The sequence below is a fragment of the Arthrobacter sp. MP_M4 genome, from assembly GCF_035984855.1.
Lineage (GTDB): Bacteria > Actinomycetota > Actinomycetes > Actinomycetales > Micrococcaceae > Arthrobacter.
In genome coordinates this window covers 34,886-49,591 of the sequence record NZ_JAXCHX010000028.1, presented here as the reverse complement: position 1 = coordinate 49,591, position 14,706 = coordinate 34,886, and the positions used below count along the sequence as shown (strand labels likewise).

13 protein-coding genes and 3 pseudogenes are annotated in these 14,706 nt (G+C 64.4%); 7 read left to right on the top strand and 9 right to left on the bottom strand.

From position 1 onward, the window contains the following. Positions 1-271 precede the first annotated feature (271 nt). Together RCH15_RS19135 and RCH15_RS16610 are read left to right on the top strand one after the other, a co-directional pair. A pseudogene (locus tag RCH15_RS19135) lies at positions 272-523 on the top strand (NAD(P)H-dependent oxidoreductase). Then, positions 444-731 carry an NAD(P)H-dependent oxidoreductase gene (locus RCH15_RS16610; RefSeq protein WP_442784533.1) on the top strand — a complete coding sequence of 96 codons (288 nt, stop codon included), beginning with the start codon at positions 444-446 and terminating at the stop codon, positions 729-731. The pseudogene RCH15_RS19135 and the gene RCH15_RS16610 overlap by 80 nt, the downstream one beginning before the upstream one ends. Positions 732-1,078: 347 nt before the next feature. On the opposite strand, the gene RCH15_RS16605 is transcribed toward RCH15_RS16610, so the two are convergent. Then, entirely contained in the window at positions 1,079-2,044 is a 966-nt protein-coding gene (locus RCH15_RS16605) for a helix-turn-helix domain-containing protein (protein ID WP_326961759.1), read from the bottom strand. Positions 2,045-2,128: 84 nt separating this feature from the next. Here RCH15_RS16605 and RCH15_RS16600 point away from each other — a divergent pair, with 84 nt between their 5' ends. Both RCH15_RS16600 and RCH15_RS16595 read left to right on the top strand, forming a co-directional pair. After that, positions 2,129-3,214: a zinc-dependent alcohol dehydrogenase family protein gene (locus RCH15_RS16600; protein ID WP_326961758.1), complete on the top strand. Its 1,086-nt coding sequence runs from the start codon at positions 2,129-2,131 to the stop codon at positions 3,212-3,214. A 238-nt stretch (positions 3,215-3,452) separates the two neighbouring features. Further along, positions 3,453-3,824, top strand: a pseudogene (locus RCH15_RS16595) (DDE-type integrase/transposase/recombinase); the annotation flags it as partial. 153 nt (positions 3,825-3,977) lie between these two features. Here RCH15_RS16595 and RCH15_RS16590 read toward each other — a convergent pair. Next, on the bottom strand, positions 3,978-4,421 hold the full coding sequence (locus tag RCH15_RS16590) for a MarR family winged helix-turn-helix transcriptional regulator (protein ID WP_326961757.1): 444 nt from the start codon (positions 4,419-4,421) through the stop codon (positions 3,978-3,980). Positions 4,422-4,506: 85 nt separating this feature from the next. Between RCH15_RS16590 and RCH15_RS16585 the strand changes: the two genes are divergently transcribed. Then, positions 4,507-4,848, top strand: a complete 342-nt coding sequence (locus RCH15_RS16585) for a rhodanese-like domain-containing protein (protein ID WP_232085219.1) — start codon at positions 4,507-4,509, stop codon at positions 4,846-4,848. Between the two features lie 636 nt (positions 4,849-5,484). On the opposite strand, the pseudogene RCH15_RS16580 reads toward RCH15_RS16585, so the two are convergent. Further along, positions 5,485-5,739: pseudogene (locus RCH15_RS16580) on the bottom strand (ArsR/SmtB family transcription factor); the annotation flags it as partial. Between RCH15_RS16580 and RCH15_RS16575 the strand changes: the two are divergent. After that, positions 5,735-5,998: a hypothetical protein gene (locus RCH15_RS16575; RefSeq protein WP_326961765.1), complete on the top strand. Its 264-nt coding sequence runs from the start codon at positions 5,735-5,737 to the stop codon at positions 5,996-5,998. The pseudogene RCH15_RS16580 and the gene RCH15_RS16575 overlap by 5 nt on opposite strands. 64 nt (positions 5,999-6,062) lie before the next feature. On the opposite strand, the gene RCH15_RS16570 is transcribed toward RCH15_RS16575, so the two are convergent. The 6 genes from RCH15_RS16570 to RCH15_RS16545 form a co-directional block, all read right to left on the bottom strand. Next, complete coding sequence (locus RCH15_RS16570; RefSeq protein WP_269462136.1) at positions 6,063-6,392, bottom strand: metal-sensitive transcriptional regulator; 330 nt, start codon at positions 6,390-6,392, stop codon at positions 6,063-6,065. 44 nt (positions 6,393-6,436) lie between these two features. Next, positions 6,437-8,584, bottom strand: a complete 2,148-nt coding sequence (locus tag RCH15_RS16565) for a heavy metal translocating P-type ATPase (protein WP_326961756.1) — start codon at positions 8,582-8,584, stop codon at positions 6,437-6,439. A gap of 86 nt (positions 8,585-8,670) precedes the next feature. Continuing rightward, positions 8,671-8,937, bottom strand: coding sequence for a YHS domain-containing protein (locus tag RCH15_RS16560; RefSeq protein WP_442784532.1), 267 nt, complete (start codon positions 8,935-8,937; stop codon positions 8,671-8,673). Between the two features lie 395 nt (positions 8,938-9,332). Further along, positions 9,333-11,651, bottom strand: coding sequence for a heavy metal translocating P-type ATPase (locus tag RCH15_RS16555; protein ID WP_326961755.1), 2,319 nt, complete (start codon positions 11,649-11,651; stop codon positions 9,333-9,335). 64 nt (positions 11,652-11,715) lie between these two features. Beyond that, positions 11,716-12,552: a heavy-metal-associated domain-containing protein gene (locus RCH15_RS16550; protein WP_326961754.1), complete on the bottom strand. Its 837-nt coding sequence runs from the start codon at positions 12,550-12,552 to the stop codon at positions 11,716-11,718. A 131-nt stretch (positions 12,553-12,683) separates the two neighbouring features. Next, positions 12,684-12,896 (bottom strand): heavy-metal-associated domain-containing protein, encoded by a 213-nt coding sequence (locus tag RCH15_RS16545; RefSeq protein WP_326961753.1) that lies wholly within the window; start codon positions 12,894-12,896, stop codon positions 12,684-12,686. A gap of 155 nt (positions 12,897-13,051) precedes the next feature. Between RCH15_RS16545 and RCH15_RS16540 the strand changes: the two genes are divergently transcribed. Beyond that, positions 13,052-14,491 (top strand): MFS transporter, encoded by a 1,440-nt coding sequence (locus RCH15_RS16540; RefSeq protein ID WP_326961752.1) that lies wholly within the window; start codon positions 13,052-13,054, stop codon positions 14,489-14,491. Positions 14,492-14,706 lie beyond the last annotated feature (215 nt).

Below are 14,706 nucleotides of genomic sequence, written 5' to 3'. Positions count from 1 at the left end.
GGAGGCGGCCAATGCGCGTTCGCTCCTCACCGCCTCGGCTGAGCCCTACACCGCGGCCAAACGCGCGCTGGCCCGGATCTACGGGCAATGGTAATCAACACCTCCAGCCAACTCGCCTCGGTGCCCAAGCTTGAGAACGTCACTATTGGTCCCGAGTCCGATCTGAAAGAAGCACACCTCCCATGACTCCACACAGCACCCTCGTCATCGTTGCACACCCCGTCTAAAAAACTCGCGGATCACCGCCCAGCTTTCCGCCGCCGTCAAGGACTTGGAACACGTCACGGTCCATGAACTCTCCGCCGCCTACCCGGACCGGCGTGTCGACGCAATCCGGGAGCAGGAGCTATTGCGTCGGCATGACACGATCGTGTTGCAGTTCCCCTAGCATTGGTACTCCGTCCCCGGCATGCTGAAGGAATGGATGGACCAGGTCCTCACATATGGTTTCGCTTACGGTGCCGGCGGCGATGCTTTGCAGGGCAAGCGGCTGCATCTGGTCATCTCTACCGGCGTCCCCTGAGCCGTCGTACACGCCCTCGGGGCACAACCGCTTCACCATGGCCGAGCTGCTGCGCCCGCTGGAAGTCACCGCACACCTCTGCGGCCTCGACCTGGCGGAGCCTCTGGTCCTGCACTCGGCGTACCGGGTAACGCCAGATGAACTAGCGGCCCACGCAGCGCGCTACCGCGAGCTACTCTCCGACGTGCCCGCCAACGCCGGACCCTGATCTGCTCGTGGATCAGACGAAAATGCCGCCCAGGACTAGTGGAATGATGTGAGCACCAACGCCTGACCGCCCCGGACATCCGACTTTCCTGCGCCTGGCGGAGGCAGATCGGCCGGTTCCGGGCGGAGGAGTATTGGGCACGGGTCGAGGCGGTGGGCCGGAATCCGGTCGACTACCAACTGGCCGCCGGCGTTGTGTGGGCGCTGCCTGCACGTCGCGCGCACTTGCTCGACGGGACGCTGGAGGAACTTCGCAACACGTGACCACACGGCGCTCTGGCCACATGACAGGAGGCGTGCTGGTGAGGGGAAAATCCCGGTTCGAAGCGCCGTTTCTCCGGGCGGGTCTTAGTACCGGATATCCTTCAGGTCAAAGAACTCTCTGCGGTATTCAGTGGGTGTGATGCCGATCGTCCGCATGAAGTGATGCCGTAGCAGCGGAGCCGCGCCGAAACCAGACTCAGAGGCGACATCTTCCACCGACATGCGAGTCTCCTCGAGCAGTTCCTGGGCCCGTGCAACTCGCTGACGGATAAGCCACAAATGTGGTGCGCAGCCCATCTCCGCCGCGAATCGGCGGCCGAAGGTCCTTTCGGGCATGCCGGCGACGCGCGCCATTTCAGAGACTGTCATGCTGTGCTTGATATTCTCGGTGATCCAGTCAAGCGTGGGCTGCAGGCTTCTTTCGGAACGGGCAATGGCTGGCCTTTCGATGAACTGCTTCTGTCCGCCGTCCCGATGCGGTGATACGACCATGCGTCTGGCGATCCGGTTGGCGACGGCGGTGCCAAGCTCTTTTCGCACCAAGTGCAGGCAGGCATCGATTCCTGCGGCCGTGCCGGCACTGCTGAGTATTGTGCCGTCGTGGGAGTAGAGAATATCGGGATCAACTCGCACATCGGGGTAATCGCTGGCTAGCCGATCGGCGTAACGCCAATGCGTGGCCACAGTGCGGCCGTCAAGAAGACCCGCCGCCGCCAGGGCGAAGGCCCCGGAACAAAGTGACATCACATAGGCGCCGCGACCGGCCGCGTCCCGCAGCACGTTCAGGATGGCCTCACTTGGCGGCGCTATCAGCGAGGACGAGGGAACTGCGACCAGGTCAGCGTCCGCGGCATCGGCCAGCGCGCCGGTCGCGGTGACGAAGGCACCTGCCCCCGCCGACAGAGGCTCCTCCGGTGTTTCGGCACACACCAAGTATTCGAATCTTGGTACGCCATCGGCAGAACGGTCGACGCCAAATACCTCCGCCACAACGCCCAACTCAAACAAAGACACCGGTGGTTGCAGGATGACCGCTATCTTCTTCAGCACCTCACCATCATATGGCCGGATTTTGTCCATAAACAGCGTTTACGCCACTGTCGCTGAAGAGCTTGACGCTGGAGTATTGCTAGCATGACTACTCAACCAGCCGCCAGCCCGACCATGATGTACGGGCACGCCGGCCCCATGACTGCCTGGACCACCCAAGGTGACGGGATCGACAAGATCTCACCACGCCAACTGCCGATACCGACACCCGGCCCTGGGGAAGTGCTCGTGAAGATCGCGGCGCTGTCCCTTAACTATCGGGACCTGTTGGTCATTGGCGGTAAGGGTGGTTGGAAGCCGGCCCACCGTGTGGTGCCAGTTTCCGACGCGGTGGGCACGGTTGTCGAAGTCGGCGAGGGCACAGACCGATTCGCCGTCGGGGACCGAGTCTCGGCGATATTCCTACCCAAGTGGCAGTCCGGACCGCTCACGCGTGAGACGTACGTGACCCCTATAGGCGGCCCGGCTAACCGCGGCATGCTTGCCGAATACGTCACGATCGATCAGGACGAGGCCGTGAGCGCACCACGCACCCTCGACGACGAGCACGCCGCAACGCTGCCGGTCGCTGCCCTTACCGCCTGGCACGCCGTCGTGCGCCGCGGACGCATCCAGCCAGGCCAAACGGTTCTCATTCACGGCACCGGCGGCGTTTCGTTGTTCGCGCTGCAGTTCGCTCTTGCACTTGGAGCGGTCCCCATCATCACCTCCAGCAGCGACGAAAAAATCCGCAAATTGCACGCGCTGGGTTCCCTCAAAGCGATCAACTACCGGAAGACTCCCGATGTGGCCTCGGAAGTCCTCAGACTTACTGGCGGGGAGGGCGTTGACCACGTCATCGAGACGATTGGCGGCGAGAACTTGAACCACTCCCTGGGGGCCGTGAAAATCGGGGGAGCCATCGCCTTCATCGGGCTCATCGCCGGTTTGGCGGCGCTTATCAACACCTACGAGTTCGTCAGCAAAAACGTGACAATTCATGGCGTCGAAACCGGATCGCGTGAAATGTACGAGGAAATGGGTGCGTTCATCGACGAACACTCCATCCGCCCCTTGGTCGACTCGACATACACAGCCGACAAGATCCACGAGGCACTCCAGCACCTGGAAGATGGCCGGCACTTCGGCAAGATCGTGATCTCAATGCCGCCTTCCCCGCTGCCCGGGTGACTCCTGGCCGACGCTCACGCCACGCTCACGCCGCGCTCACCTTCGAGGCAGGGAAACGCCCGGAGGGGTCGCATCGCGGACAGCGACCACAGGCCCGGGAAGAGTCGCGCCCCACGAGGAAGCCGAGGTCGTCACGTGCAAAACGTTCTGCCTCGATCAGATCTGTCCCGTCAGTCGTCAACAGTCTGTGGGCGCCGGTTTCCGGCTCTAATAAGGAGGCTGCGAGTTCACGAGAGCTCTCAGCTGTGACTTTCGGCCCACTGGACCCCCCTGTGGGCGGCACATCCGGTTCTTCAAACGTCTTCGACGAATACACGCGCACGCCGCTGGCGCACATCCCGTGCCGGTCGTTCAAGGCCTCCGACGTCGTCGCAGTGCGGGAGCGCATCATCGCCGAAACCGGCTGCCACATCGGCCTACGTCCGCAGCGACAACGCGCCCGAGTTCACCGCTGAGGGTCTGGTCAGCTGATGCAACACGCCGGCGTGTCCACCACATTCATCGACCCGGAATCGCCCAGGCAGGACGGCGCCGTCAAATCATTCAACGCCCACTTCAGAAGGGATACTCCGGAGAAACCATCGTCCCCATGGTCGAAGCCAAACGGTAGTGGGAAGCCTGGACCCGAGAAAACCAATTAGCTATCGCGTAGACGCCGGATTGGAACGGGGCCCGGCAAGTCCGGGTGAGGGCATCGGCTGATTTTGGCGAGAGGAGGCCGACGGATCGGCTGCTTCTGTGGGGGCGTGCGTCCATCATGGAGTCACGCTGTTGGTTTCTGGATCTTGCCGAGGACTCGCGACAGTAGCAGGAGGTCCTCGTTGGTGAGGTTGGACGCGAACTTACTCTCGATCGCGCTGATGTAAACCGGGGCCGAGGCGCGGAATTCGGCCAATCCGGCCGTCGTGATGACAGCGTACGCCGAGCGGCGGTCGTCAGGGTGGCCCTCTTTGGTGATCAGGCCTCGGGCGACCAAGTCGTCTACGAGCCGGCTGACCCGGGTTCGGCTAAGGACCACTCGTTCTGCGAGGTCGCTCATCCTCAGTCGGCCCTCTGGTTCGGTTGCCAGTTCGAGCAGAACATCGTACCACGACAACGGTAGTCCGGTCTGACTTTGGACTTCCTTGTCCAGGATTGGGACAAGGGCAGCGTGTACTTGGAGCAGTGCGCCCCAAGCATCGGAGGCGAGCTTCTTGCGGGAGGGCATGAGTTAATCCTATTCGATGTTGCGTGCACACGCACACTCCTTTATAGTTGTGTGCACACGCACATAAATATGGAAAGAAGGCATCATGGTCGAACTCATCAGCCGCGACGAACTCCAGTTGGCAATCGACTCGGGAACTGTCACTGTAATCGACGCGCTAGGGGGTATGTACTACGAGCAGCAGCACCTGCCCAAGGCGCTGCCACTCGTGGAAGCCGACGTGGCGGCACGGGCATCGAGCCTGCTCCCGGACAAGAACGCTGCGATCGTTACCTACTGCTCCAATGAGTCCTGCCCGAATAGTCAGAGCGTAGCGAACCGATTGGCGGCAGCTGGGTACACCAATGTGCGCAAGTACCGCGAAGGTATTCAGGACTGGGTAGAAGCGGGCCTGCCGATCGAGTCTGGCGCGTTCGTCAACGCCTAACGATGTCCCCAATCATGCCGGCCTTCGCCGTGACCCCGGCATCTTCCTGACTTCCGTGGAGGCCACCGATGCAACGGGCCTAAGTGGCGGAGCCTGCAGAGACGCCATTTCCTGGAATGGCGAGACAATAAGCAAACCCGGGGCGACTGAGACCAGGAGATGCCGCCCCAAGAAATGATGATCAGCGTCCTGTCGTGGACGTGCCCAGATGCGGGTTCTAGCGGTCGTTGCAACACCCAGACTTTTGGGCGTTGCAACGACCGTGGTCCGTCTGAGCAGGGATCCGTCCGGGCGGGTGCGGTATGGGCAGGATCGGTAGCAGGCGTTTTTCGAGGCCGCTAGGGAGCTCGGATTCGACGCCGCGACATGTGCCGGCTGGGTCCGTAGTGCCGGGTTGAAGAGCCGCGGGAAAACGGGGACCGGGCCGAGACGCCAGCCCAGCCAGGGATCCCTCTGAGGTTTCGGCGACAAGCCGGAGGCAGGGCAGTCTCGAGGTGTTGATCTGTTTTCAGTCTGCCGCTTCTGATTTCGAAGGTGGCGCGGCCGATGGCGGTTCCTTCAGGTAGATTCGTTGGACGGCCGGCCAGTCGTCGTCGCTCATGGGGCGGATCGTGACCGCGGACTGTTTCGGCGCGGTCATAGGATAGCCAGGAGTCCGGCCGTTAGCTCCAGAGCCCCGGGAACCAGGGAGTAATAGGCCCAGGTTCCGCGCTTTTCGCGGTGCAGCAGACCCGCGTCGACCAGGATCTTCAGGTGGTGGGAGACGGTGGGCTGGCCCAGGTCCAGCGGTTCGGTCAGGTCGCACACGCAGGATTCACCGGAGGCTTGTGCCTTGACGATGGAGAGCAGCCGCAGTCGGTTCGGATCGGCCAGCGCCTTGAAGACCATGGCCGCAACATTGACATTCTTCAATATATTGCCGAAGGCCTCGGGTCAGGAGTGGCACCGGCGCTGGCCCGGTTTATGTGTTGGCGACGACCTCGCCGAAGAGATGCCCGGTGGTTGCCCGGTCATCAACGCCGGGATCGCGCTGGCCAACGCCGTCATCATCGTCCGCCGGCGTCGTCGGACCTTGGGCGGGGAGCGCGGTGCCGCCAACAGGCTGGCACCCCGTGCTGGAGGCCTGATCCATCACGCCGACGCTTTATAGCAGTCCGAGGGGCTGCGTCCGTCCGCGCGTCTGCTCGTGACTTAGCGAATTGGGCTGGCAGCCTTCAAGAGCGGACGAGCCGGGCGATGGCGTCGGAGGCTTCCTTGATCTTGATGTCTGCCTGCTCCCCGCCGAGCTTGGCGGCGTCGACGACGCAGTGTTTGAGGTGGTCATCGAGGAGTCCGAGTGCGACGCCTTCCAGTGCCTTGGTGAGGGCCGATATCTGGGTGAGGATGTCGATGCAGTACGTTTCCTCGTCGACCATGCGGTGGATGCCGCGGGCCTGGCCTTCGATGCGTTTGAGGCGGGCGAGGTATTTGCTTTTGTCACCGATGTAGCCGTGCATGGTGTGGCACGACTCTGGGGTGGCCTCGGCGGGAGTGATTGTTTCCATGGCGTTGTCCTTTGTTCTCCGTTCCTTGCTACATGGTTGCAGAGTTAGCGCTTCAGCGCCGCATTTATGCTGGTTTCGGGCCGCAGGTCCAGCCGGCGCAGTAGCTGGGCGTTGAGAGCGACGACGATCGTGGACAGCGACATCAGGATCGCGCCGACCGACATCGGCAGGATGAAGCCGGCCGGGGCGAGGACGCCCGCGGCGAGGGGTACGGAGACGAGGTTGTAGCCGGCCGCCCACCAGAGGTTCTGTTTCATCTTGCGGTACGAGGCGCGGGACAGTTCGATCACGGACAGTACCGAGCGGGGGTCATCGCTGGCGAGGATTACGCCTGCCGAGGCGATGGCGACATCCGTGCCGGCGCCGATGGCGATGCCGACGTCGGCCTGGGCGAGGGCGGGGGCGTCGTTGACGCCGTCGCCGACCATCGCGACCTTCCGTCCCTCGTGTTGGAGTTCTTTGACCTTCTCTGACTTGTCTTCGGGGCGGACCCCGGCGAAGACGCGGTCGATGCCCAGCTCGGCGGCGACCGATTGGGCGACAGCCTCGGCGTCGCCGGTGATCATGACGACCTGCACGTCCAGTGCGTGCAGCGCCTGGACGGCCTGGCGGGACTCCTCGCGGACCTCGTCGGCGAGTCTCAGGGCGCCGATCACCGCACGCTCGGCCAGGACGTGCAGGATGATCGCGCCCTCCCCGCGCCAGGAACGGGCGATGGCCAGCTCGCTGCCGCTTTGCTGCTCCAGCAGGTTGGGTCCGCCGACCTGGATGCGGGTTCCGTCCACTGTGGCGGTGACGCCGACCGCTGGTGACGATACGAAACCGGACGCCTTCGGGATGGCAAGTCCGCGGCTCTTTGCCGCATTGACGATCGCCCGGGCCAGCGGGTGCTCGGAGTCGGCCTCGGCGGCCGCGGCCAGCGCCAGGATCCGGTCCTCGCTGTGGTCGCGGGTAGTTTCGACGGCGGTGACGGTGGGCTCGCCCTTGGTGAGGGTGCCGGTCTTGTCGAACAGGACCGTGTCCACGGTGCGCATGCTCTCCAGCGCGAGCCGGTCCTTGATCAGCACACCGCCGCGGGCGGCGCGTTCGGTGGCGATGGAGACGACGAGCGGGATTGCCAGGCCGAGCGCGTGGGGGCAGGCGATCACCAGGACGGTGATGGTCCGCACGACACCGAGGTCGGGCAGGCCGACCATGGTCCATACGATGGCGGTCATGACGCTGGCACCGAGCGCGAACCAGAACAGCCAGGCCGCGGCAGTGTCGGCCAGACGCTGGGCGCGGGAGCTGGAGTTCTGCGCGTCGGTGACCAGGCGCTGAACTCCAGCCAGGGCGGTGTCCTCGCCGACGGCGGTGATCTCGATCCGGAGCCCGGAGTCGGTGGCGACGGTTCCGGCGACGACGTGGCCCCCTGCACTGCGGCGCACGGTGCGGGACTCGCCGGTGATCATTGACTCGTCCATGCTTGCCGAGCCGGAGACGATCCTGCCGTCCGCGGGCACCCGGCCTCCCGGACGAACGACGACGGTGTCACCGAGCTCCAAATCCGACGGCGGTACCGGCACGGTCGTATCGCCGTCGACGCGTTCGGCAACGTCCGGCAGGAGCGCGGCCAGGGAATCCAGAGCCGAGGTGGTCTGGGCCAAGGAGCGCATCTCGATCCAGTGGCCCAGCAGCATGATCACGACCAGCAGCGAAAGCTCCCACCAGAAGTCGAGCTCGTGGTGCAGCAGGCCAATGCTTGCACCCCAGGAGGAGAGAAAAGCGACGGTGATCGCGAGGGCGATCAGCAGCATCATCCCGGGTTTGCGGGAGCGCAGTTCATCCACGGCGCCGGTGAGGAACGGTTTGCCGCCCCACACATACAGGACCGTGCCCAGGATCGGGGAGATCCACGGTATCCAGGGCACATCGGGAAGCGTGTATCCGAGGATCGTCGAGAACATTCCGGAGAAACCCACCACCGGGACCGCCAGGACCAGCATGATCCAGAACAGCCGCCGGAACTGCCCGACGTGGTCACTATGCCCACCGTGGCCGGCAATGTCATGTCCGGCGTGACCGGAGTCGGCCTCTGCGGAGGGGTGTTCAGGCACGGTTGAGACGGTACCGTCGTGGTGAAGGGCGGGCGCGTCCGGACCTGCAGGGCCGGGGTGCATTCCGTGGCCGCCGTGTTCCTGGTGCTCGTTCATGGTCTTTACCCTCTGGCTGGTCTGGATGGGTCTCTGACAAGAGTGGTCGGGTGGTGCCGGCTCCGCCCGGCACCACCCCGAGACGCTCAGGCGGCCGTGGCGTACTTTGCCGGGTCGCCGTCGAACAGGGGTCCGCAGCCTGCGCAGCAGAACCAGTAGCGGTTGCCCTCGTAGTCGCGGAAGAGGCCTGCGGATTCGGCGTCTGCCTTCACGACCTGGCTTCCGGTCATGACGGGGCACTCGGCGAGGTCGTCGCTGCTGACCCCGAGGAGGTTCTCGGCAGAAGGAGGCATGGCGGCGGCGGGGGCCTTGCCGTTGTCGGTGGCGCTGGTGCTGCAACAGCTGTTGCTCATGGAAGGGTTTCCTTTCGGTGGAACGGGAGTGCTCGGATGAGCTGAGGCGAATAACAATTACAATATACCCCTAGGGGGTATGTTTCAGGCGGGCCTGAAGAGCCCCGTTGGATTGAGCGCCAGGTGGCGCTGTCCGGGTGGGGGCGGCTGCCGGTTAGCCCGCGTTTGTTGTACTTTGCGGGGCCGGTGTCGAGGGGGTCCGGAAGAGGCGCAGCAGAGCTAGTAGTGATTGCTCTCGTAGTCCCGGACGAGGCCGGCTGCCTCGGCTTGGTCTTGACGGCCGTGCTCCCTGGCATACCTGGACACTCGGCGCGGTCCCCCTGTCAGTGACGGGCAGGCTGTGATGCGGGTGCGTGATTTTGGCACATAATTGATCTTTCTTTGGGTGGGGATGGTCAGACGCCCTGCAGTTGCCGCACGGGAGTGTGCGGTGCTGACGTGGCCGCCGTGGTGTTCGCCTTGGACTTGAAGGACCGCAGGCGAAGGCTGTTGCTGACTACGAATACGCTGGAGAACGCCATGGCGGCTCCGGCGAGCATCGGGTTCAGCAGTCCGAACGCGGCCAGCGGAATGGCTGCGACGTTGTAGGCGAAGGCCCAGAACAGGTTTGTCTTGATGGTGCCGAGGGTCCTGCGGGACAGGCGGATGGCATCGACGGCGGAGCGGAGGTCCCCGCGCACCAGTGTGATGTCTGCAGCTTCGATCGCGACGTCCGTCCCGGTTCCCATCGCCAGGCCCAGGTCGGCCTGGGCGAGGGCCGCGGCGTCGTTGACGCCGTCGCCGACCATCGCCACGACCTTCCCTTCGGACTGCAAGCGGGTGACTACGTCGACCTTGTCTTTGGGCATCACTTCGGCAATGACCTCGGTGATTCCGACCTCGGCCGCGACCTGCTCGGCGACCGCCCGGTTGTCTCCGGTCAGGAGCACCGGAGTCAGCCCGAGCGCTTTGAGCTGGGCAATCGCCTCGGCGCTGGTGGCCTTGACCGCGTCGGCGACGACCAGCACTGCGCGGGCCTCACCATCCCAGGCGACCGTGACTGCGGTCTTGCCTTGGGATTCCGCGGTGGCCTTCGCGAGGGCGAGCTTGCCGGGAAGGTGCAGGGACCAGTCCGCCAGCAGGCTCTCGCGCCCGACGAGCACGGCATGGCCCTCGACGGTGCCTTGCACGCCTTTGCCTTCGACGTTCGTAAACGACTCCGGTACCGGAAGTGATCCGATCTGCTGCGTTGCGCCCTTGGCGATGGCTTGGGCGATCGGGTGTTCGGAGGCGTCCTCCAGTGCGCCGGCCAGCCTCAGGACGTCCTCGCGGGTGGTTCCGTCGGCGGTGAACACGTCAAGCAGCGTCATCTTGCCCGTAGTGACCGTTCCAGTCTTGTCGAGCACGATCGTGTCGATCTTGCGGGTGGACTCGAGTACTTCCGGGCCTTTGATCAGGATGCCCAGCTGGGCCCCCCGTCCTGTGCCGACCAGCAGCGCGGTCGGCGTGGCGAGTCCGAGTGCGCAGGGGCAGGCGATGATGAGGACCGCGACGGCGGCCGTGAACGCGGCGCTGAGCGGGAAGCCGGCACCGATCCAGGCTCCGAGCACCACGACGGCCACGGCGATGACGATCGGCACGAAAATCCCGGAGATTTTGTCGGCAAGGCGCTGGACCTCGGCCTTGCCCGACTGGGCGTCTTCAACGAGCCTGGCCATCTGTGCCAGCTGGGTGTCCGAGCCGACCCGGGTGGCGCGCACGACCAGGCGGCCGCCGGCGTTGACGGTCGCGCCGGTCACTGCGTCGCCCTCGCCGACTTCGACAGGGATTGACTCGCCAGTGAGCATGCTCGCATCCACCGCCGAGGTGCCCGCGACAATCACCCCGTCCGTGGCGATCTTTTCACCCGGGCGGATGACGAACTCGTCGCCCACCGACAGTTGCTCGACGGGGATCCGGGTTTCGACCCCGTCCCGGAGCAGCGCGACCTCCTTGGCCCCCAGCCCCAGCAGGGCGCGCAGGGCGGCCCCCGCCTGGCGCTTGGACCGCTTCTCGAAGTAACGCCCGGCCAGGATGAACATGGTCACTCCGGCGGCGACTTCCAGGTAGATGTTCCCGGCACCATCCGAGGGGCTGATGGTGAACGAGAACCCGTGGGTCATGCCCGGCTGTCCGGCGGTTCCGAAGAACAGTGCGAAGAGTGACCACAGCAACGCAGCGGACGTGCCGACCGAGACCAGCGTGTCCATCGTGGCCGCGCCGTGGCGCAGGTTGGTCCACGCGGCCTTGTGGAACGGCCATGCCGCCCACACGATCACGGGAGCGGCGAGCGTCAGGGACGCCCACTGCCAGTAGTTGAACTGCAGCGCCGGGATCATGGCCATCAGGATGACCGGCACCGACAGCACGATTGAAGTGATCAGCCTGTTCCGCAGCGATGTCAGCTCCGTGTCGGGCTGCTCCGCATCGGCGTTCGCCTCCTGGGTCCGTTTCGGCGTGGGGAGTGCCGCCGTGTAACCGGTCTTTTCGACCTCGGCAATCAGCGCCAGCGGGTCCAGGCCGGCGGGCGCGGTGACCTTCGCCTTTTCAGTGGCGTAGTTCACGGTCGCGATCACGCCGTCGAGCTTGTTCAGTTTCTTCTCGATCCGCATCGCGCACGAGGCGCAGGTCATCCCTCCGATCTCAAGCTCGATGATGTTGCCCAGCTTTTGCGCCTGGGCCGATGTTGCAGACATGGGTCCTCCTCGGTGGTGCGCTTCCTGATCACGGGATGGACCAGGCTCGTGGCGTCTATGGTGGTCAGTGGCCGGAATGTCCGGCAGACTCGCCCGGATCCGCCGACTCGGTGGGCCCGGCGGACTTGCCCGGAGCTGCGGGCTGAGCGGCCGCGGTTCCGGTGGCGTTGAGGACAAATTCGGCCGTGTGGACCTGTCCGTCGACCTGAAAGTCCAGGTAGAGCAGGTAGCGTCCCGGGGTCGGGGCCTCGGTCATGAATTTCACGTCCGGGCCGGAGATGGCGCCGGGGCGGGGTTCCTCGCCCTCGGGGTGGACGTGCAGGTAGGCCAGGTCCCCTTCGCGCAGGGCGACAAGGTGTCCGTAGGAACCCAGGTACGGCTGCAGTGTAATGACCGGTTTCCCGTCACGGGAAACCGAGACAGTGAGCATGGCATGTTCACTGGCGCTCAGCGTGCCGGTGAGGTCCACGTTGTAGCCGTCGACCGTTTCCGCGGCGGACGCCGGAGCCGGCGTGGCGGGGGTGAATTCGCCGGCCGCCTGGACCGTGCGGGTCAGAGTGATGTTCTGTCCCGTTGCTGCCGGGACGATGTCCGCATAGACCCGGTAGCTGCCGGCGGCGTTCCACTTCCAGGGCAGTGACCATACGCCATGGGCGTCCATGGTGGGATGCACATGGCGGAACTGGGTTCCGTCCGTGCGCACCACGATCAGGTGGAGTTTCTTGTCGTGGGAGGCCTCGAAGTCGGTGACCGGCTTTCCTTTGGCGTCGGAGATCGTGAACGAGAGGGTTCCCTCCTGACCTGCCGTGCCGGGGGAGGAGACATTCCCCAAGAGGAACCCGTCCTGCTCCATCGACAGGCCTTTCACTGAGGCGGCCGGCTGTGTGTCGTTGCTGTCCATGACATGTCCTTCCGTCGACTGTGTCCAGGCCGCCGCGGTCTGGGCGGGGACCACTGCGCCTGCGGTAGCAAATGAAGCTGTGAATAGGGCCGCCAGTCCCACTCCAAAGAGTCCGAGCTTTACGGGGACCTTCACGGGACACGCACCGCCCCGTAGCCGGCTTCCCTGACCGCTGCGAGGACTGCTGCGTCGTCCAGTTCGGCCTGGCTGGTCACGACAAGCTTGCCGGTCTTGGCGCTCACATCAATCGACTGGATGCCTGCTATCTGGCCGATCTCTTCCCGGATCGACGTCTCGCAATGACCGCAGGTCATTCCGGTCACCTGATATTCGCTCGTTGTCATCCGAATTCTCCTCTGCTGGTTCGAAATATACCCCTAGGGGGTACTGGTATGCTCAACCATATACCCATGAGGGGTATTCTAGATACCATACCCCCGTAGGGTATTAATTAGAGTTGTGAAATCGCCAACAACGGCGCAATCGAAGGGAATCTGGAATGTCTCAATCAACACCGGGGCCGGGGAAGAAGAGGCTAGCGCTCTTCCTCATCGCACTCGCGCAGTTCGTCGTGATCATGGACACCTCAATCGTGGGCGTAGCGTTGCCGCGAATCCAGGAGGAACTGGGCTTCAGCCCCGAGAACCTGTCCTGGGTTTTCAACGCCTACGTCATCACATTCGGTGGGCTCCTACTGCTCGGCGGGCGTCTAGGGGATGCCTTCGGCGCCCGACGGATGTTCACCACTGGCTGGATCGTACTGCTCGCCGGTTCCGCCGTCGCGGGGCTTGCCGGGAACGTCGCGTTCGAGTTGATCGGACGCGGCGTACAGGGAGCCGGTGCGGCACTCATCGCACCCGCGGCACTCACGCTGCTGATGAAGACGTTCGGGTCGAGCCCGAAGGAGCTCGGTGGTGCATTGGCCCTCTATGGTGCGGCCGCACCGGCAGGGGGAACAGCGGGTGTGTTCCTCGGCGGGGTCATCACCGAGTACATGTCGTGGCCGTGGGTCTTCTTCATTAACATCCCGCTCGCCCTCGTGGTTGTGGCCCTCGTCGCCAAGGCACTCCCGGCAGACGGACCGCGCATTCGCGGCTCCATCGACATCGCCGGCGCCCTTCTCGTCACCACCGGACTCGCCCTCGGTGTCTTCGCGATTGTCCGAGCGCCCGAGGCCGGATGGGCCAGTGTAGAAACGTGGGGAACTCTCGCCGGAGCCGCAGCCTTGCTCGCACTGTTCGTGCTCGTTCAGGCCCGCCGGAAGGAGCCACTGATGCGACTGTCGATCTTCCGTATCCCAAATCTGGCAGCGGCCAACCTAGCCCAGCTGCTGCTCGCCGCCGCCTGGATCCCGATGTGGTTCTTCCTGAATCTCTACCTGCAACAAGTCCTGGGCTACTCGGCGTTCCCCAGCGGTGCCGCGCTCCTGCCAATGACCGCATTCATCATGATCACCATGATCGTGCTTGCACCGCGACTCACCGCGCGATTCGGGCCGAAAGCGATGAGCGTGAGCGGTCTCATCGCCCTCGCAGGCGCCCTGATGTGGTTGTCCTTCGCCCGCGTGGACGGGAACTTCTGGGTGGATGTCCTCCCGGCGTCGCTCCTGGCCGCACTCGGGATGTCCCTGGCGTTCATCCCTACCCTCGGCACGGCGATCTCCAGCGCCCCGCCGCAGGAGGGCGGTCTCGCTTCCGGCCTCGTCAGCACAAGCTATCAGGTCGGATCCGCACTCGGCCTGGCGGCGATGACAGCAATTGCAGCCGCGAACGGTGCGACGGAAAGTGGGAACCTTCCGGCGCTGACCACTGGATTCTCTTCAGCATTCATCGGCGCAGCCGTGATTGCCCTCGCCGGCGCCCTGCTGGCTGCGATTACGCTGCATGCGCCCACCCGCGCGCCGGTGATCGAAAAAGAAACCATCGCCACTCGCCAATGAAAGCGGTCGGGTGCGGTCACCCTGTCGGTGACCGCACCCGACAGCCCCCATGGATACCACTGTGGCGATTGACGAACTCGAGGCCGGACGCATGCACGCTCTCGCGGCCGGCCTCGCAAACGCTCACAATCGGCTGGTCTAGAGGCCAGGTTCCGCTCGTTCAAACCGCCGTCGTGGCGAAATCCGTAAGCAGTTCGTCGCAAGCCGCGAACGGA